General features: G+C 65.8%; 15 protein-coding genes and 1 pseudogene. 7 read left to right on the forward strand and 9 right to left on the reverse strand.

Features of this window, described 5'->3' with window-relative positions:
* The first annotated feature begins 6 nt into the window (after nucleotides 1–6).
* Genes zwf through pgl form a run of 3 tightly spaced genes read left to right on the forward strand, consistent with a single transcriptional unit; the run spans nucleotide 7 to nucleotide 3,274 of the window.
* On the forward strand, nucleotides 7–1,557 hold the full coding sequence (gene zwf, locus FY549_RS13550) for a glucose-6-phosphate dehydrogenase (protein WP_149085471.1): 1,551 nt from the start codon (nucleotides 7–9) through the stop codon (nucleotides 1,555–1,557).
* On the forward strand, nucleotides 1,554–2,489 hold the full coding sequence (locus FY549_RS13555) for a glucose-6-phosphate dehydrogenase assembly protein OpcA (RefSeq protein WP_149085472.1): 936 nt from the start codon (nucleotides 1,554–1,556) through the stop codon (nucleotides 2,487–2,489). The genes zwf and FY549_RS13555 overlap by 4 nt, the downstream gene beginning before the upstream one ends.
* A gap of 5 nt (nucleotides 2,490–2,494) precedes the next feature.
* A complete protein-coding gene (gene pgl / locus FY549_RS13560) occupies nucleotides 2,495–3,274 on the forward strand; it encodes a 6-phosphogluconolactonase (RefSeq protein WP_187614875.1) in 780 nt (259 codons plus the stop codon).
* On the opposite strand, the gene FY549_RS13565 is transcribed toward pgl, so the two are convergent.
* Nucleotides 3,268–4,308, reverse strand: a complete 1,041-nt coding sequence (locus tag FY549_RS13565; RefSeq protein WP_149086124.1) for a DMT family transporter — start codon at nucleotides 4,306–4,308, stop codon at nucleotides 3,268–3,270. The two genes, pgl and FY549_RS13565, sit on opposite strands and share 7 nt — an antisense overlap.
* A 61-nt stretch (nucleotides 4,309–4,369) precedes the next feature.
* On the opposite strand from FY549_RS13565, the gene def reads away from it, so the two are divergent.
* The gene (gene def / locus FY549_RS13570; protein WP_149085474.1) at nucleotides 4,370–4,936 is read left to right on the forward strand and encodes a peptide deformylase; all 567 of its coding nucleotides are present in this window, start codon (nucleotides 4,370–4,372) and stop codon (nucleotides 4,934–4,936) included.
* 116 nt (nucleotides 4,937–5,052) lie between these two features.
* The gene (locus tag FY549_RS13575) at nucleotides 5,053–5,568 is read left to right on the forward strand and encodes a hypothetical protein (RefSeq protein ID WP_149085475.1); all 516 of its coding nucleotides are present in this window, start codon (nucleotides 5,053–5,055) and stop codon (nucleotides 5,566–5,568) included.
* Nucleotides 5,569–5,633: 65 nt separating this feature from the next.
* Here the strand turns inward: FY549_RS13575 and FY549_RS13580 are convergent, their stop codons facing one another.
* A complete protein-coding gene (locus tag FY549_RS13580; RefSeq protein ID WP_149085476.1) occupies nucleotides 5,634–7,046 on the reverse strand; it encodes a PucR family transcriptional regulator in 1,413 nt (470 codons plus the stop codon).
* A gap of 114 nt (nucleotides 7,047–7,160) precedes the next feature.
* On the opposite strand from FY549_RS13580, the gene FY549_RS13585 reads away from it, so the two are divergent.
* Both FY549_RS13585 and FY549_RS13590 read left to right on the forward strand, forming a co-directional pair.
* The gene (locus tag FY549_RS13585) at nucleotides 7,161–8,258 is read left to right on the forward strand and encodes an alcohol dehydrogenase catalytic domain-containing protein (RefSeq protein ID WP_149085477.1); all 1,098 of its coding nucleotides are present in this window, start codon (nucleotides 7,161–7,163) and stop codon (nucleotides 8,256–8,258) included.
* 50 nt (nucleotides 8,259–8,308) lie between these two features.
* Nucleotides 8,309–9,745: an APC family permease gene (locus FY549_RS13590; protein ID WP_149085478.1), complete on the forward strand. Its 1,437-nt coding sequence runs from the start codon at nucleotides 8,309–8,311 to the stop codon at nucleotides 9,743–9,745.
* A 348-nt stretch (nucleotides 9,746–10,093) separates the two neighbouring features.
* On the opposite strand, the gene FY549_RS13595 is transcribed toward FY549_RS13590, so the two are convergent.
* From FY549_RS13595 to FY549_RS16945, 7 genes and pseudogenes are all read right to left on the reverse strand, one after another.
* A complete protein-coding gene (locus FY549_RS13595; protein WP_222930620.1) occupies nucleotides 10,094–10,744 on the reverse strand; it encodes a hypothetical protein in 651 nt (216 codons plus the stop codon).
* Between the two features lie 446 nt (nucleotides 10,745–11,190).
* Entirely contained in the window at nucleotides 11,191–12,054 is an 864-nt protein-coding gene (locus FY549_RS13600) for a hypothetical protein (RefSeq protein WP_149085479.1), read from the reverse strand.
* A 233-nt stretch (nucleotides 12,055–12,287) separates the two neighbouring features.
* Entirely contained in the window at nucleotides 12,288–14,414 is a 2,127-nt protein-coding gene (gene brxL / locus FY549_RS13605; protein WP_149085480.1) for a BREX system Lon protease-like protein BrxL, read from the reverse strand.
* A complete protein-coding gene (gene pglZ / locus FY549_RS13610) occupies nucleotides 14,414–16,918 on the reverse strand; it encodes a BREX-1 system phosphatase PglZ type A (protein WP_149085481.1) in 2,505 nt (834 codons plus the stop codon). Before pglZ ends, brxL begins: the two co-directional genes overlap by 1 nt.
* Before the next feature lie 191 nt (nucleotides 16,919–17,109).
* Nucleotides 17,110–18,072, reverse strand: coding sequence for a class I SAM-dependent DNA methyltransferase (locus tag FY549_RS13615; protein WP_149085482.1), 963 nt, complete (start codon nucleotides 18,070–18,072; stop codon nucleotides 17,110–17,112).
* Between the two features lie 96 nt (nucleotides 18,073–18,168).
* A complete protein-coding gene (locus tag FY549_RS16565; RefSeq protein WP_259613958.1) occupies nucleotides 18,169–18,663 on the reverse strand; it encodes a tyrosine-type recombinase/integrase in 495 nt (164 codons plus the stop codon).
* A gap of 356 nt (nucleotides 18,664–19,019) precedes the next feature.
* A pseudogene (locus tag FY549_RS16945) lies at nucleotides 19,020–19,379 on the reverse strand (hypothetical protein); the annotation flags it as partial.
* Between the last annotated feature and the right edge of the window lie 141 nt (nucleotides 19,380–19,520).

Here is a 19,520-nt window from a genome sequence, read left to right on the forward strand (position 1 = left end):
CCACCGATGTCTGTTCCCATCTCGCGCGGACACAACCCGCTGCGTGACCCCGACGATCGCCGCCTCAACCGGATCGCAGGGCCCAGCGCCCTCGTGATCTTCGGCGTGACCGGTGACCTGTCCCGCAAGAAGCTCATGCCCGCGGTCTACGATCTCGCGAACCGCGGACTGCTCCCCCCGGGCTTCGCCCTCGTGGGGTTCGCACGGCGCGACTGGGAGGACCAGGATTTCGCGCAGGTCGTCTACGACGCCGTGAAGCAGCACGCCCGCACGCCGTTCCGCGAGGAGACCTGGACGCAGCTGCTACAGGGCATCCGTTTCGTGTCCGGCGAGTTCGACAATCCCGACTCCTTCCGCAAGCTGCGGGAGACCGTCGAGAAGCTCGACGTGGAACGCGGCACCATGGGCAATCACGCCTACTACCTCTCGATCCCGCCGAAGGACTTCCCGCTGGTCGCGAAGCAGCTCAAGGACTCCGGTCTCGTGGGCGAAGACGCGGACGACGACGAGCGGTGGCGACGCGTGGTCATCGAGAAGCCGTTCGGCCACGACCTCGACTCGGCGCGCGCCCTCAACGCCGCGCTCGAGGTGGCGTTCCCGGCCGATTCCATCTTCCGCATCGACCACTACCTCGGTAAGGAGACGGTGCAGAACATCCTCGCGCTGCGCTTCGCCAACGAGCTGTACGAGCCGATCTGGAACCGCAACTACGTCGACCACGTGCAGATCACGATGGCCGAGGACATCGGTGTCGGCGGCCGAGCCGGCTATTACGACGGCATCGGCGCGGCCCGCGACGTCATTCAGAACCACCTCCTCCAGCTGCTCGCCCTCACCGCCATGGAGGAGCCGATCAGCCTCTCGGCCGAGCACCTGCGTGCCGAGAAGGAGAAGGTCCTCGCGGCCGTGCACGTCCCGGAGGACCTCTCCCTGGCCACAGCGCGCGGACAGTACGCCGGCGGCTGGCAGGGCGGAGAGAAGGTCACCGGTTTCCTCGACGAGGAGGGGATGGACCCCGAGTCGACGACGGAGACCTACGCGGCGATCAAACTCGAGATCGACACCCGCCGCTGGGCCGGTGTGCCGTTCTACCTGCGCACCGGGAAGCGCCTGGGCCGCCGTGTGACGGAGATCGCCGTGGTGTTCAACCGCGCACCGCAGCACCTGTTCGGACGCGGCAACGCCTCGGAGCTCGGTCAGAACGCGCTCGTGATCCGCGTGCAGCCGGACGAGGGCGTGACGATCCGCTTCGGCTCGAAGGTGCCGGGCAACGGCACGAACGTCCGCGACGTGACGATGGACTTCGGCTATGGCCACGCCTTTACGGAGGCGAGCCCTGAGGCCTACGAGCGGCTGATCCTCGACGTCCTCTTGGGCGACCCGCCGCTCTTCCCGCGGCATGAGGAGGTCGAGCTCTCCTGGAAGATCCTCGACCCGGTGGAGAAGTACTGGGCCGCCCAGGGCGGTCCTGTGGAGCAGTACGCGCCCGGCTCGTGGGGACCGGCCTCGGCCGACGACCTGCTGGCCCGCGACGGACGAGTCTGGAGACGCCCGTGATCATCGACCTTCCCGACACGACCGTCAGCCAGGTCGCCAAGCAGCTCGTCAAGGTGCGCGAGGAGGGCGGTGCCGTCGCCCTCGGTCGCGTCCTCACACTCGTCATCTCCGCGCGGAAGGGCGTTGCGGAGGCGGCGATCGACGCCGCGAACGACGCGTCACGCGAGCACCCGATGCGGGTCATCGTGCTGACCACCGGCGACGGCGAGTCCCGCCTCGACGCCCAGATCCGGGTGGGCGGCGACGCCGGAGCCAGCGAGGTCGTCGTGCTGCACGCGCATGGCGACGCCGCGAGCAACGAGGAGAGCCTTCTCACGGGACTTCTCCTGCCCGACGCCCCCGTGGTCGCGTGGTGGCCGGATGAGGCACCGACCTCGCCCGCCACGTCCCCGCTCGGCCGCATCGCTCAGCGACGGATCACCGACGCCGCCACGTCGCCGGACGTGCGCGACCGGCTCGCCCTCCTCGGGCGCACGCACGCCCCCGGCGACACCGACCTCGCGTGGACGCGCCTCACGCACTGGCGCGAGCAGCTCGCCGCCGTGCTGGATCAGCCGCCGTACGAGGCCATCACCGCCGTGGAGGTCCGCGGTGCGAGCGCCTCGCCGTCCACCGCCCTGCTCGCCGCGTGGCTGCAGATGGCGCTGGACGTGCCCGTCCGGTGGTCGTACGAAGACCCGGAGCACTGGCAGGAGGGAATCAAGTCGGTGCGCCTCACCCGGGAATCGGGCGACATCCTGCTCGAGCGGCCCTCGCCCGGCGTGGCGGTCCTCACGCAGCCGAACCAGCCCGACCACGATCTCCACCTGCCGCGGCGTACGCTGCGCGAGTGCCTCGCGGAGGAGCTGCGCCGGCTCGACCCCGACGTCCTGTACGGTCGAGTGATCACGGAGGGCTGGGAGAAGCTCGGTCCGCCCGAGACAGGAGAGTGACGTCGATGCCGGGATCGTCCGCAGAGAAGCGGGTCGTGGTCGAAGCCACCCCGACGGCCCTCGCCCTCCGGGTCGCCGACCGTTTCCTCACCCGCGTCCGAGCACGTACGCGCAACGGCCGGCTCGCCCACGTCGCCCTGACGGGTGGTTCGATGGGGGGAGCCGTGTTGAGCGCCGTGCGCGAGAACCCGCGCGCCGCCGAGATCGACTGGTCACTCGTCCACTTCTGGTGGGGCGACGAGCGGTACGTACCCAGGGACGACGCGGATCGCAACGCGGTCCAATCCCGACACGCGTTGCTCGATCACATCACCATCCCCGCCGAGAACGTGCACGAGGTCGCCGCGTCCGACAGCGGCCTCAGCCTCGACGAGGCCGCGGCCGCGTATGCCGCCGAGCTCGCCCGCCACGGTACCGACGAGCACCCGTGGCCGTCGTTCGCCGTGTGCTTCCTCGGGGTCGGCCCGGACGGACACATCGCATCCCTGTTCCCCGACCGCGAGGAGGTCACGGTGACCGACGCCGCGGCCCTTCCCGTCCGTGACTCCCCCAAGCCTCCGCCGGAGCGCGTGACGCTCACCCGACCCGTCCTCAACGCGTCCAAGCGCGTGTGGCTGGTCCTCACCGGCGCCGACAAGGCGTCAGCGCTGGGGCTCGCCCTCGCCGGCGCGAGCTACACGAGCGTTCCCGCAGCCGGCGCCAAGGGGCGCAAGCGGACGGTCTTCTTCGTCGACGAGGCCGCGGCATCCGAGGTCTCCCCCGACCTCATCGACCAGGCCTACTGAGCGTCGGGGTCGCGTCTCTCGGGCGCGTCGGGGTGCTCCGGCGCGCCCGGCGCCGGAGAGGTCGGCGGAGCCACCGGATCGCTCCCCCGCGTGATGCCGAGATCCTGGCTCTCGCTGAGGACCTGGGGATGGAATCGCGCGAGGCCGACGACGCCCCAAACCGCGATGCCTCCGGCGACGCCGAAGATGATGAAGACCCACCACGGCGCCGCGGCGGCCTCACCGAGCACGAGCATGCCGATGAGCACGGCCACCATGGGGTCGACCACCGTCAGGCCCGCGATGACGAGGTCGGGCGGGCCGGAGCTGTAGGCGGTCTGCACGAAGTACGCGCCCACGGCTCCCGCGGAGAGCAGCGCGAGCAGGCAGACCGCGGTGATCCACTCGAACTGGCCCGCCTCGATGCGCTTGATGATGACCTTCGCGAGGGTGGCGACGAAACCGTAGAGGATGCCGGCGCCGATGATGTAGAACAGCGCCCGCATCCGATGCCGGAGGATGAGCCAGAAGGCTCCCAGCACGATGATCACGACGAGCAGGATCGCAAGGATGACGAACAGCTCGCGGTCCGTGACCTCCTTCTCCGTCGCGTAGATCGCGGCGAAGAACACGAAGAGGAAGATGCCGCCGACGCAGGCGATGATCGCGGTGAGGGACTGCCTCGTGGGGGCGTGACCGGAGATACGGGCGTTGAGCAGCGTCGTGATGACCAGGGCGATGGCGCCGAGCGGCTGCACCACGATGAGCGGCGCCTTGACGAGCGCGGCCAGCTGGCAGACGATCGCGAGACCCAACATGAGCGTCCCGATCACCCAGGACGGTCGCGTAAACAGGCGCTTGAGCTGATCGAGGCTGAGACCGGCGGCGCCGTCGGACCCGCTGAGCCGCTCGACCTTCTCCACGCCGCGGTGCTGGTACTGCGCCCCGAGCGACATGAACACCGCACCGGCGAGGGCCAGCGGGATGCCCAGGAGGAGGCCGGGGTTCTGGAACGCTCCGACCAGCTGGTCGCCGACGTCCTCGACCGTCCCCATCCACACCCCTGCGCTCACAGTACGACCCTACCCGGAGAGTGGCGCCGACTAGGGTTGTGACGTGGCTGTCCTTCCGATTCGCATCATGGGCGATCCCGTCCTGCACTCCCCCGCCTCCCCCGTCGAGGCGATCACCGACGAGATCCGCACCCTCGTCGCCGACATGTTCGAGACCATGGACGCCGCGCCCGGCGTTGGCCTCGCCGCCCCTCAGGTCGGCGTGCCGCTGCGGATCTACACGTACTCCTACGTCGACGACGACGACCAGCCCTGGCGCGGAGTCCTCATCAATCCTGAACTGTGGATGACGCCGCCCGAGCCCGGTGCGCCCGACGAGGAGCTCGAGTCGGAGGGGTGCCTGTCGTTCCCCGGTGAGCGCTTCCCGCTCCGCCGCTCCGACCGCGTGCGGGTGAAGGCCACCGACCTCGACGGCGCTCCCGTCTCCCTCGACGTGGACGGCTGGCGCGCCCGCATCATGCAGCACGAGTTCGACCATCTCGACGGCGTGCTCTACATCGACCGCCTGTCCGACTCCGACTGGAAGACGACGCAGAAGATCGCACGCAAGCGCGGATGGGGACGACCGGGCGTGAGTTGGCTGCCCGGTGTGGACGACCTCGAAGGCTGACCGCGTCCAGCCAGCACACAGCATCCTTCGAGTTGCGTCATAGACTCCGGGCACTATAGCGTGTTCGCGGCGGGGATATTCAGCATGCCCCGCGTCACGCTTTGAAGGGGAAATCCATGATGAAGTCGCGCACCCGTCGCGCACTCGTGCTCACCGGTTCGGCCGTCGCCGTCTCGCTCGCCCTCACCGGCTGCAGCGCCATCAACAGCATCCTCGGCGGAGGCCGCGCCGACGCCGACCGCGACGAGGAGACCGGCCAGGTCACCGAGAGCGCGAACATCGACGTCTTCTCGGTCAAGCTCGGCGACTGCATGCTCGAGACGGGATCCGGGATGCTCACCGACGCGAACGTCGTGCCGTGCTCCGAGCCGCACGACGAAGAGGTCTTCTACGAGATCAAGATGGAGGACGGCGACTACTCCGAGGACGCCATCAGCACCGCCTCCGAGGGGTGCATCGGCGACGCGTACACCTCGTTCGTCGGCGTCAGCTACCAGGAGTCCTCGCTCGATGTGACCACGCTCACGCCCAGCAAGGACTCGTGGGAGCAGGCCAACGACCGCGTGATCCAGTGCATCATCGTCGACCCCGCCGGCCAGGTCGAGGGGTCGCTCAAGGGCGCCGCCCGCTGACCCACCTCGCCGTTCCGAAGGGCTCCGCCGCGAGGCGGGGCCCTTCGCCGTTCCCGGCCCGGACGTCAGCCGTCGGCGGCCCGTAACGCGAGCCAGGCCGCGACCCGGTCGTCCGGATCGGAGAGGGAGAGACCGGTCAGGTCCTCGATCCGTCGGACACGGGCCGTGAGCGTCTGCCGATGGATGCGCAGTCGCGCGGCACTCTCGCTCCACGCCCCGTTGTTCGCAAGGAACACGCGGAGGGTGTCGAGCAGCTCGGACGGTCGGGCCGCCGCGCGCAGCGGGTCGAGCAGACTCGCGAGGCGATCGCTCTGTTCCGGGTCCAGTGCCCCGAGGACGAAGGACACGGTCGGGATGGCCTCGTACCGGATGACGCGTTCGCCGCCGGTACGCGCAGCCTCGCAAGCGTGCCGCGCCTCGTCGATGCTGCGCGCGAGGGCGTCGGTTCCCGCCGGTCGGCCGAGCCCGAGATAGAGGGTGGACGCGAAGGACCTGGCGCGATGCGCGATGTCGTCGGCATGCGCCTCGCGCACGACACCCTGTACGAGACCTCGCTGCGAGCTGAAGACGTGCTCGGCCCCGAGTTCGTCGAGCCACAGCCCCAGCAGGTGCTCGACGTCGACCCCGCTGGTCCGTGAGGCGAGGGCGAAGCCCACCAGCACCCGCTCATGCACGCCCCAGCGGCGGAGCAGACGGGTCGCCTCGTCCCCACCCTGCCGCACCGTCTCGAACATCATCGAGCGCCCGAGACGCTCCAGCTGGCTGCTGTCGCGCGTCCGCATCAGGAGGTCGAGCAGCGCGGCCGCCTGCGAGCTGAGCTCGCGCCCGCGGCCGGAGCTGTCGTTGCGCGGAGCGGTCACGAGCTGCGCGCTGATGTCCTGCCCCGGTCCGACGGGGTGGACCTGCAGCGCGCGATGACGCACGCGCACCGGCCTGCCGACGGCGACGGCGATCGCATCATCGATGTGCAGGCTCCCGGCGCCCGCTGTCGTGATGACCTCGCCGTGCCGGTCGAGAAGCACGGCCCAGCCGTCGATGCGGTGGGCCAGCTCGGCGATGACGCCGCTGATGCCGCTGCGCCGCGCCGCGAGGGTGAGCACCCGCATCGCGGACGTGATCGCGCGGGCCTCCGCCGCCTGATCGACGGCGAGGAGCGAGGTCAGTGTGGGCACCAGCAGCAGTGGGGCCAGAGACACCCCGGTCACCGCCGTGATCCCCGCGTCCCGCAGGAGGTCGCGAAGGCTCTCGCTGTCGGCGCTCGTCACCACGACCGCGTCCTGGAGCGCGGCGAGCCGGTCGGCGCTGGCATCGAGGAGCGCTATCTCGTCCGTCGTGACGAGTGTCGCGTGGAGCTGGTCCACCGGCGGACCGAAGTCCTCCAGCGCCACGACGGCGTTCACCGGTCGCCCGCCGGGGACCGCGCCGGGCAGGAGCTCGGCGCGAAGGTATCTGGCCACGGAGGCGACGTCACGAGCCACGCTTCGATCATACAGATTGTCCAACAGCGGCTCGCATGATCACACTTCTGTCGGATGCCGAGGTCTTCCGCTCTCTCCTAGCATCGTGCGCATCCCCACTTCCCGAAGGATGTCATGAAAGCTGTTGTCTTCCGCGACCCCGCGTCGCCCATCGAGTTCGTCGACGTCGACCTCGCACCGCCCCGCGCCGGCGAGGTGCGTGTCCGTATCGCCGCCGCAGGCGTCTGCCACTCGGACCTGCACGTCAAGCGCGGCGAGTGGGATGCTGCCGCTCCCCTGGTCATGGGCCACGAGGGCTCCGGCGTCGTCACCGAGCTGGGTGAAGGCGTCACGACGCTGGCCGTCGGAGACCACGTCGTGCTGAGCTGGGTGCCGCCCTGCGGCGAGTGTCGTTACTGCCGCGCCGGTCACGAGGCCCGGTGCCAGAAGGTGGCGACCGTCGTCGCTCCCCTCGGCGTGCTGTTCGACGGTACGTCCCGGCTGAGCCGCCACGGCGAGCAGCTTCACCACTACCTCGGCGTCTCCTCGTTCGCGGAGGAGGTCGTCGTTCCCGCGTCCGGCGCGGTGAAGGTCCGCGACGACGCGCCACTGGACGTCATCGCGGTCGTCGGCTGCGCGGTCGCGACCGGCGTCGGCGCCGTCCTGAACACTGCGGCCGTCGAGCCGGGATCGACCGTCGCCGTCATCGGCTGCGGCGGTGTCGGCCTCAATGTCGTCCAGGGAGCGCGGCTCGCCGGCGCCGAGCGTATCGTCGCGATCGACGTGCGTCCGGAGAAGACCCAGATGGCCCTGCAGTTCGGGGCGACGGACCGCATCGACGCCTCCCAGGGTGACGCCGTGGCGCAGCTGCGAGAGCTCATCCCGGACGGCGTCGACTACGCGTTCGACGCGATCGGTCGGACGAGCACGACCGAGCAATCCATCCAGATGCTCGGACTCGGCGGCGCCGCCGTCATCGTGGGGCTGCCGCCCACGGGGGCACGGGCCTCATTCGAACCGCTCGTCCTCGCGGAGGCCGACCAGCGCATCCTCGGGTCGAACTACGGTTCGGTGCGGCCGTCGATCGACGTGCCCGCCCTCGTGGATCGGTACATGGACGGACAGCTCAAGATCGACCCTCTGATCTCGGGACGCCGCCCGCTGTCCGAGGCGGCCGCCGCGCTGGACGACCTCGACGGCGGATCCGCCCTCCGCACCCTCCTCATCCCCTGACCGCCGCGCGCGGCCCCCACCACCCCCTGAAACCCGAATCCAGGAGAACAATGTCAGACACCGTCGTCGCCCCGCCTGGCGCCCCGAAGGACGCCGGTCTCCGCACCGGCGTGATGAGCGGTCCGGAGCTCGCCGCCCAGGCCATCGCGAACATCGCCCCCAGCGCCGTCATCGCCTTCACGGCGGCGGCGATCTTCCTCGGCGCCGGGAACGGCACCATCTACGCCTTCGCCCTCGCCACGATCGTCATCCTGTGCGTCGGCTACTGCGTGGTGGTGTTCGCCCGCAAGCACGCCTCCGCCGGCTCGCTCTACACCTACGTGTCGAAGGGCCTCGGCCCGTTCGGCGCCTTCCTCGCCGGGGTCACCCTGCTGATCGGCTGCTTCGGCATCGCCGCAGCCTCCCTGAGCGGCTCGGTCAGCTACATGGCGCAGTTCCTGAGCATGCTCGGCCTGCCGGCGCAGGGCCTCGGCTGGGACATCGGCCTCGCGATCGTACTCGGGGGCCTCGCCACCCTGTTCACGATCCGCGGCATCCGGCTCTCCGCCCGGGTCTCGCTCGTCCTCGAGCTCCTGTCGGTCGGCATCATTCTCGTACTGCTCGTCGCAGCGCTCGCGTGGGCCGGGCCCGCCGCGTGGGACCCCGCGCAGGTCCTCGCGACGGGATCCTCGTTCCAGGGCATCGCGTCCGGCATGGTGCTCGGCATCCTCGGCTTCGTGGGCTTCTCGTCGGCAGACGCCCTCGGCCGCGAGGCGAAGGAGCCGTACAAGGCGATCCCCCGCGCGATCATGTGGAGTGCTCTCGGCGTGGGCGTCCTCTATGTGTTCGCCGCCTATACGCAGATCGCGGTTCTCGGCGACGACCTCGCCACCGCCGCGAGCCCGCTGGAGAGCATGTCCGCCCTGATCGGCATGCCGGGCTGGTTCGCGGCCGTCCTCACCTTCGGCGTCTCGGCGTCGTTCTTCGCGGTCGTCGTCGCCCCGCTCAACGTGATCGGGCGCATCCTCTACGTGATGGGCAAGGAGGGCGTCGTCGCAGAACGCTTCGGCCGCACGCACGAGCAGCACCTCACACCGCACCGGGTCCTCATCCTCGCCGGGGCCGCGGCGATCGCGGTCGACATCGTGCTGCTGCTCGCAGGAGCCGCGACGGGAGACATCCTCGTCTGGGTCAACACCTGGGGTACGTACGGCTACATGGTCGCCTACGCCCTCGTCGCCATCGCCTGCGTGGTCTACACGCAGCGAGCGCAGATGCGGAACGGTCTCGTGAAGGCGTGCGCCACGGTCGCGGTCGTCACGATGGCGTACGTGTTCTTCGCGAACGTCTGGCCCGTCCCGGCCTTCCCGTACAACGTCATCCCGTACGTGTTCCTCGTCACCGTCGCGGTCGCGCTGACGCGGTACGCCTACCTCGCACGTCGTCGCCCCGAGGTGATCGCCCGGATCGGGAACACCGAGACGAGCGCCATGGAGGGCGTCGGCTGATCGCCCCGCCCCCACGACAAGAGCCCCTCCGCGTGGAGGGGCTCTTTCCCTGTCCGGTGCCGTTCGCGACAGCCCGGGAACGAGAGAAGCCCCCTCACCAGAGGGGGCTTCTCTCGTTGGCTCCCCGGCTTGGACTCGAACCAAGAACCTGCCGTTCAGGAAGCACACGACCGAGGCTTACACCGAAGGACGCCACATCATGGATAGATTCAGTGCGGAAATACCAGGTCAGGACACTTTAGTGTTTGACGCGTGTGGAGCACTCCGCAAGATTCACAATACTCGTTGAGACGAGTTCACCTGCGATGTTTCGGGTTGATTCGCGTGAGTTGAACGGGCGGCGCTCTCCTAATACGCCTGGCTCGGTGCGTCAGGAGTATCTGATCCCGCCGCAGCCGGAAGATGCTGCTCAAGAGCGGTGCCGCGCCTCGCGCTCCGAGCGAGCACGCTCGCCAGCTCCGCGAGCGAATTCTCCTCGAACATCGCCGGGCTCTCAACCATCCGACGGACCAACTCCGCGACCATCTCGGACGGCATCGCGGAAAGGGCCTCCCGGACAGAGTCCGTGCTGTCGCCGCCCACGATCTCTGAACCGTCAACCAGGCGCATTTGCTCATCGGCGAACGCGCGCGCAGCAATTGCGGCGAGCATACGCGCTTGCGCCTCCGCGGTCGACATCGGAGGATGCGGCTCCGCCGCATCGATCTCCGTAGCGGTCGACTCGGCCGGCTCCTGGACACGGATCTCCATACTCGCCACGCGATGCTTCCGCCGCGTAACCCACTCGCGTACATCACTGGCGAACGGCTTTACCTTCTCACGCCAGAGCTTCGCGACGTGTGGCTGCGCCTTCACGACTCCGAGGATGACTAGTTGGGTGATGGCCTCACCGATTGCGTTCTCGAGTTCCTCCTGCTCGTGGCTCTTACGGCGCGCTTCAACCGGGACGTATATGTGCTCTGTGACCACGAGAGGATCGGGGTCGATGTCACCAGGCACGAATCGCGCATTGCCACGCAGCTTCCCTCCCTCATCAAAGAGGTTCTGGTGAAGGCCTCCGCCCGCACGCTGCCCCGGAGTCAGATCGTCATCGTCCCACTCGTAATGTCCCGGAATTCTGCCCATGTTGAATGTTATCGACGACGCCGACGCCCACGATCGCAAGGTTCTGCCCTATATGGGCAGAGGGGATTTGCGATGCGCATTCCGCCTCCCCCGCGACCTGATGCTGTGCTGCTCGGTCTCCCCGCGCGGCGCGTCGACGCCATTCCATTCGTAGAAGCGCCGCCACTCACACTTCGGACACCCCGTCATCATGCCGCCCGCTGCCCGGCGCTATGGCGCTAGTCGAGCCACGCTCGCCGCGAAGGTGCCCGACGCCGTGTCCGAACGCAACATGAAACCCACCGCGGCTTCGCCGCCGACGTGCACCACTGAGGTCGAGCTCAAGCCGACGGCAGCAGGCTTCGTTCACCGTACGCTGTCGTCCCAAGGTAACGAACCCGCGCGTCTAGCTTCTCAACCTCCATCACGCACGCCGCGACGCAGGAACACAGCAGACTCCAGGACGGCTTCACCATGAACGTCGCGCCTACGCCGTCGCTCTCAGTCACTTGCTCGAAGTCTCCGAGGTCCCGCGTGAGGTGGTCGCTTCCGTGGAGGAACGCCGACGTCATCTTCCACACCACATACGGGCTGTCGACCCCGTATGGTTGCCCAGGTGGCACGGTCGGCGACACGGCCTGGAGGATCCGCCACAGCTTCGGAGGCTTCGTAAGCTCCTTCTGCCTCAGCGTCCCGACTGCGTCCTTCAGTCCGACGAGTCTCTCCGTCTTGTCGTCGCGAAATTTGATGTACGGCGCCGCCTCGTCTTCCTTCCCAACGACCGAAGCGAAATCGGCATACTCGACGATGTGCGCGTACGCGACCTGCAGCGCACGGTAAATGCGGTCATGCTTCTTCGACGACTGAATGGTCCAGAGGGCCATCGCCGATGCTTCGATGCTCATGCGTACGAGTGCGTACATGGCCATCGGCCGCGCCTCCAACCGGCCGCTCGTCCGGTCGTGCATCGAGTCCATCAGCATCTCGAGCGCATCAACCGCCCTGGCCCGATGCCGCGCCACTTGATACTCCACTGGGTCAAACGCGGTAGCGGCGTTCTCCGCCACAAGCATCGATCCCGCCATCGCTTCACTGGGCTCATCCAGCGCTTCGAACCGTGTCCGGACCCGAAGCAACAGACGTGTGGCGACCTCCATCGCTTCCGCGGTCTCGACGCGGTCGTGCGCCCCCATCACCTGATTCATGCTTCGCAGGTTATCGGCTCTGCGCGCCCCTAAATCCACGAGAAGACAGGGCATGGACGCGGCGCCAAGACGCATGGTCATCGGACTACAAGGCCCGGCACCGCGAGACCGGCACCCTCGCGGGCTGACGCTGCGAAGCCCCCATCGAGATGGGCGCCCGCTCGTGAGCGGATTGCGGCCCAACCCGAGGATGAACGGGTTGACCATCTCACAGCCAAAGTGCGTGGATGTCTCTAGGCCTCACGGATGTACGTCACGCCGAAGGCCTTCACTTGACGGAACTCCTGGCGAGTAGTTCCGAAGTCGAACCAGCCGCCGTCCGACTTCTGGAAGATGTCGAGTCCGCGGCCGAGGTTGATCCGCCAACCCGTGTCGGTACGAATCCATCGATCGTGACCACCGGGGTCTTTGCCGACGTCGACTTTGATGCCCTGCTGCGCGGCACCGCTCACGATCTGGGTGAGCATCTGAAGCTGCCGCTGCTGATACTCCATGTCATCTTCGAGCAGGGTGAAGAGCTTGAACGTGACTTCTTCCGCGGGGTCCTTGGCCGCTGCGATCAGAGCCAGCAGCTCTACGAGGTTGCGACCTTGGTGAGGCTGGCGGATGTACGGATCGTGGAACTCGATCTCGGTCGCGCCACGCAGGTAGGGCAATAGCAGGTTCTCATAGGAGACGCCTCGCTGGTTCTCCACGAAGTCGCGCTGCCCATGGAAGAGGTCCGCCTGCATCGGCTCCCGCGAATTCGGGCCGTCGGTTACGGGCCCAGGAGCTTCTACTGCAGGCTCGGCGCCAGGAGCACCCGGCCGGCCGCGATAGTAGTGCGACCGGTATTCGTCCTCTTCGAGGGTCGTGACGGCAGTCCAGCCCGCGGTATGCGAGTTGTACCCGAACTTCACTTCGGCCATGGTGTCGTCAATTCGCAGGATCTGGTCCTTGACCCGCTTGCGGCCCTCAATCGAGAACCGCAGGATCTCCTCGATCTCGTCAGGCGTCGCGTGCTCGTGCGGATAGAGCAGCTTCATGAGACCGGAGAAGGTCTTGTGGATGCCATCGCGATCACGAGTCGAGATGTCCGGGCCGAGCGTGAAGTACCGCTGGTACCGGTCGGAGTAATCCAAGTTCCGCATCGACTTCAGCACCTCGGCGATGTAGTCGACGACGAACCCGTAGCCGGCCGAAAACATCTCACTGCGGATCGTGTCAACTTCCCATCCCGGGATGTAGAAGTGCAGTCGATCGAGGAACGCTGAGTCGTGGTAACTCTCTGGCAGTTCGTCGAACAGGTCGGAGTGCTTGAGCATGTACGGCACCGTGTGCGACGTATTCCCAACGAACACCATGGACGCCTCGGCGCCGAGCGTCTCGACACCACGAGAGAACGACTTGTTCGCCATGTAGTTCTTCATGATGTCGACGAGCGCCTTATCGGTTCGCTTCTTCTTACCCGCGAACTCGTCGAAGGCCACCACGTCCCAGTACCCGACAAGGCCGAGGCGACCATTGGCGTTATTGACGAACAGCTTGGGCACGGTGACCTCGCCGCCGGAGATCAGCATGCCGTGAGGCGAGAACTCCGAGTAGATGTGCGACTTGCCGGTGCCCTTCGGGCCGAGCTCAACGAGGTTGTAGTTCCGCTCAACGAACGGGATCAGACGGATGAGCTGCAGCAACTTGGCGCGTCGCCCAAACATCTCGGGGTTGAACCCGATGGACTGGATGAGCAGGTCGATCCACTCGTCGGTCGTGAATTTCGCGCGGGACTCGAGGTAGGCCTGGTAGTCGAAGTTCGACATCTGGATCGGCTTCAGGCTCCCCAGAATCCACGGCACGGCGCGGGCATCGTCGTTATGGAAGTACTCAATATCGCAGCGGCACCACACTCCGCCGACCAAGAGCTTCTGATTCGCGTTGACGGTACTCGGCTCAACGACGACGCCGCTGATCCCGAGGTTCGCGAACGACGCCTCGTAGACGTCATCCTTCTCGTTCAAGGTGACGTTGACTTTGTCGATGATCCGGAATCGGCCCTTCTCACGAATCTTCGACTTGACCAGTTCCGACTCGTTGCGGTGCACGTAATGTTGAGCGAGGATGCCCCGCACCTTGTCGATGCCCGCTTGGATCGTCGCCTCGTCGTCGGATGCCGCATACTGGCCGAGCAAGTACTCCAGCACGTACGACGGCACGATCGCGTTGCCCTTGACTGCCTTTACGAGATCCTTGCGAACGACGGCGCCGGCGAAATGCTCGTTGATCTTCGGGTCGAGTTCGCTCTCCGGGGCGGTCTCCTGCGGGACCCCACCATCGACAGCCTCCGCGAGAGGCGGGGCTGTTGTGAGGTCGATGTCGTCACTCATCAGAAATCCCATCCGTCGTCACTCGCGAAAGCGCGCTTCACCGTGTACGGCACCCCTCGATACTTCTTCCACTGGTCGGTGCCTTCGATCGGTTCCGACAAGCGGAACTCAACGCTCTGGTTGTTCGCGCTGTCTGCGTCCTTGCTCAGCAGCAGCGTCACGCTTTGGAAGCGGTCGCGTCCTTCCGCGCTGTCCGAGTCGAAGATCATCTCCTGCTCGTTCGAGATCAGCTGGTCCCCCAAGTAGAGTCCAGCGCGAAGCCGCCGCGCAGGCCGGTTCGGCTCCACCTTGGTCGACTGGTACAGCTTCACCACGACCTGACCGGTCGTAATCTTGTCGGACTCCGGATGGATCTCGACGTTGACGGGCTCGACCGTATCGCTGCGCCCCTTGTTGATCGAGATGACGGGCACGACGATCTCCTGCAGTGACGCTCCCCCATGCACGAACTGAAATCCTGCGCCGGGCTGAACGATGCGCTGGATGGAGTTCGGGATCTGTACCTCAAGATCGCTCGAGAGGCCGATCTGCTCCGGTTGGAAGGTCCGGAATGCGGGGTCCTGCTTTAGTCCCCGGCCGAGCACGTAGCGTCGCTTCTCGGCCACGATCTTCTCGCCCTGCGGCTTCACAGTGAGGTTGAACTGAGGGGCTAGCTTCGACCGTTGAAAAATGAAGCCGTGGTCCGCCGTCACGAAGATGTTCGTCGCGTTCGCGCTCGCGAGCTTCTTGATGATGTCGAGCAGCTCGCGGATCGCGTCCGCTGCGGCGGTGAATGTGCGGTGCTCTGACACTGCCTTGTCGCCAGTGGCATCGATCGTGTCGTGGTATACGTACAGAACCTGATGCGATGCGTACAGGTCTCGGCGATCGGCCGGCTTCATCTCGATGAAAGTCTTAGCTTGGATCGCTGCCCCACCAACAGAGTTGAGAATCTTCGTCCGGTTCGCGGTACCGTCTGACTTCTGCCCGTCGACAAGCACGGGATCCCCGTTAGGCGAGTGGGCAAGCGTCTGGTTCGGCAACAGGGATGCCATCCCCAACTGGGTGTAGCTCGGGAGCACGCCCAACACGGCTTCGATCTTGGCTTCGAACTTGTTTTCGCCGCGAATACTCGAGGTGAGTTCTTCTGCGACCTCGTAGCGCAAGGCATCCGAGATGACGACGACTGCCTTCTTGCGGCCCTTGAGGATCTTGGCCACGTAGTGCTCGTAGAACGACGATTGGGAGGGGACGTTGAGGGTCCGCCAGCGCTCCACCCCGTCGACCTGCTCCTGCCAATTCGCGCCGAGTTTCGCTAGGTAGTCGGTGACGTACGCGTTCTCCACGAGGTCACCCAATGCTTCGAGCGGCTGTTTGAACTCGGCGGTCAGGTATGCATGGGTGAACCGTCGGTAGAGCTGGTCGATGCGGAACCATTCGTCGCGATACCGCGTCAGCCCCTCATCGAAGGAAGCGATGTCGAATTTCGCGGTTCGGATCGCAGGGATCAGTTCCGCCGCGGCGCTCACCGCGTCGTAGAGCGTCGCGTAGTCGTCGGCCCAGAAGCTTTCGCGGCGTCGAGCGCTGATTGTGTCAAGCATGTCTCTCGTCGACATCGACTGCGAGATGATGCTCTCGACGAGACGGTGGATGACTTCACGCTCGGATGCCTCAAAGACATCAGAGTCGCGGAGCGTCTCCCAGGGCAGTTGCGTGGCCACGTTCTTATAGTTGAGGTCATCCTCAATCTTCCGGGCAAGTGCCTTCATCGCGGGTGCACTCCGCTTGGAATCACGAAAGCTACGGAAGTCGATGGCGAGATTACGCGCCTTGTTCGAGGAAGCGGTATCGAAGCCCTCCGCCGCGCGCTGGAACATCCATAGGGCGAAACCAGCTACGGTCGGGGCAGCCGTTGCGTAGCCGTAGATGTGCTGGGCGCCGGCCCAGTGGAAGTCAACAAGCTCGTGCTTCTGGATGGCCTCGACCCCGGCAGAATTTCCGTCTGCGTGCTGGATGAGCAGCGCGCGCGTTAGCTCGGAGAAGCTGTGCTCCTTCTGACCTAACAGCGCCGCGCACATCTTGGCTCGCACGACGGTTAGATCGTCTCCAGGCGCGAGTAGCGCTCGGAACCTGGCCACCAACTTACTGTCCCCGAAGAACGTGGCATGCTGCGCGACGAGTTCGGCGGCTCCAGGTCCGGTCAGGCCGAGGGTCGCCCCCATGAGCGCGCTGCGGTCGGCGGTGAAGATGGGGCCATTCGAGAGTTCTAGGTCCAGCAGCCAGTTCCCCACACCCTCGGGCACCTTTCCGGTGCGATAGATCAGGAACTTCGACACCTTATCCTCGCGCAGGATCCGATGTTTGAGCGCGAACTCGTTGTCGGCAACGCGCAACGCCGTGACGCCGACCGGCAGGTGATCCTCGAGCTCGTCGGCATAGCTGCCGTCAGAGTCGTGCCACACGACAATACGCGAGCCCTCGAATCGGGCTGCGAGATGATCGGCGATCGTTGGAGTCTTATTCATTCCTCAGCCTCGTCGTCGCGGCCTGGACCGCGTGCCGAGAACCTCCGTCTGGATGCCGCGGCCCGACCCGCCGTTTCATCAGCATTAACGCAAGGATCGCTTGCACGGCAACCCCTGCGCGGGCTTCCTCGATCAGCGACCTTCCCCGATCGATCAGGCCATCTGCGCCACTTGGTACGGCCTGCCCTGGTTCAACCATTGCTCACCTCCAGCGCTGCGATCTTCTTCACCGCTGGACGCAACTTCGGGTAGTTCGCTTTCACGCCATCGTCAAGATCGATCGCAACCTGCTTCGTTGCGAGCGGGTAGAGCACGTCGTGCTCATAGTCTCGCAACTCAGCAAGCACCTTACGGAACCAGTCGGCTTCCTTTTGGTCCTTGACCGACCCGCCACCGACACTGGCCGCTTCCGCCTGCTGGAGGGCAACCGTGAGCTTCGCCTCATACTCGCGCAGATACTCATTGAGCACCGTCGAGGCCGTAGAAGGCGTGTAACGGTGCAGGTAGATCAGTGCATTGAACGATCCCTTTGGACTAGAGAACATCCAGTAGATCGGCCGCTGTTTGTAGCGCTGCACGTGATCGTCGTAGAACCTCGACTTGCCGGACTTCGTGATGAAGTAGTCACGCAGTGCCTTCACGCCGAGCGACTCTGCCACGAAGCGCAAATTCTGCTCGAAGTGCTCGGTACCGAACGCCGCTCGTAGGAACTGCCGGAAGCGCTCGACGATATCGTCTTCGAACCACCCGTCGTCGACGAAGGGGATGACGTTGTCGAGATCTGGCATGAACGTCGGCGAAGGAACCTTTGCGAGGTAATCCTGGAGCGTGGATCCCTGATCGCCGAGGATCAGCCCCGGCTTATCCAGGCTATATCTCCCGAACATGCAGCCCACCGCATACGAAACGAGATCGACGATGGCAGATTCCGCGAAGAGAACATCTCGTTCCTCGGGTGTCTTGTTTGGCCAGCGGAACGCTGAGTTGTTCGTGAGTGAGACACGCTCGAGCGGCACGTGCGAGGGCACTTCGTCTTCGAGCTCATACAGCTTCGCTACGGCTTCGTTGTTCTCTATCTCCAATCGCTGCTGTTCGAGTGAGCGCAACTTCCAGTCGTCGCGATACTGCGCAACGGTCTGCTCAAGCGTCTTCAACAGGTGCCTCACTATGTAGTGACTGGTTCAACTTCCACAGGCGTCGACGCGCCAGGCGCGGGGCGACCGAGGCAGTCGATATGTGATTTCACCAGGCTACCGGCCCAGTCCGACCATAGTCGCAGACGATGCGAGTGCCGCTCGAGTTCGTGTGCGATCGGTATGGAGGTAAGCCTGTGTGCTCAGCACTGATGAATGCCCAAGCACGGCTTTGATCGTGCTGTCATCGACACCGCCGGCAAGGAGCAGAGTGGCAGCAGTATGTCGCGCTTCGTAGAGCAACGGACGACGGGTCTCGCCACTCGGAAGCGACACGGTAACCCCAGCCTGGTCAGCGATCTCGTACCACTGCGCACGATCGAACTCGGCCGAGCGTGGGGCGCCGTCACCACGCGGCCACACGAGGTTGAATGATGAAGACGGCGCACTTGCTCGCCAGGTGGACAGCGCCTCGGCGAGCCATGGAACCATCGGCACAACACGGATCCCAGCACGCGTCTTAGGTCGGACCAAATGATGCGCGCCCGAAAGGTGCCGTGACTCGAACCCGCGGGGGACCCGGAAGCCGCTCGCCGGGCGTCGGCGCTCCACGTAAGGTAGTGCCTTGAGCTGCCATGCGAGCGTATGGTCGCCGCTTCCAGATCAACCATGTCCCAGGTGAGCCCGAGTGCTTCCGCAGGGCGCAGTCCCTCCACGAGCGCCGCTACCCAGCGGGAGGCGTCCGGGCGCGTTGCGACGACAGCGATGATCCGCATCGTATCGTCAACACTGAGCGCCTGCCGTGTGGACACGCCCAAACCAGGCCCGCTCGTCTCGCGAGCACGTTGCGATACCTGGTAGCCCTCAGCAACCGCGTCCGCGAGGATCTTTCCCAGCACCGCGTGCGTGCGCTGCATCGTGGGGAGCGCGAGCCCCGCACCTTCCTGAACTGATGCGACTTTGCGCACATCAGCAGGTACTAGGGCATCGAGTCGGAGATGACCTAGTGTCGGGACGATCCAGCGGTTAACCGCTGATCGATCGGAGACGTACGTGCCAGGGCGCACAACCAACTGTCGTTGCGTGAGCCATTGATCGGTCCACCGCTTGACAGTAATCGTGGCGAACGACGTGACCAGCCCCTCGGCCGCGATTCGTCGCTGTGCTTCTGCGAGCCGGACACGGATCGCCGCCTCCGTCCGCGCCTTGAGAGTGAGCCGACGCCGCGTTCCCCGCTCGGTCCAGCCGGCCTCGATGGTCGCCACCCACTGGCCCCGGGAGTTCTGGTAGATCGATCCTGACCCTTTGCTGCGTTGCGTGTGTTCCATCGTTCTAGGTCACACCACCGCGACCCGGTCGTCAGGGTAGCCATCGGGTTAGCCATCCATTCGTCCCACGACTTCTTCGTGCCGCTGAGTCTCGAACTCGCTGCCGAGCGCTGTTGGGCGTGGGATCAGGCTATTCCTCGG

This window comes from Microbacterium sp. 1S1 (assembly GCF_008271365.1).
In the GTDB taxonomy this organism is placed as follows: Bacteria; Actinomycetota; Actinomycetes; order Actinomycetales; family Microbacteriaceae; genus Microbacterium.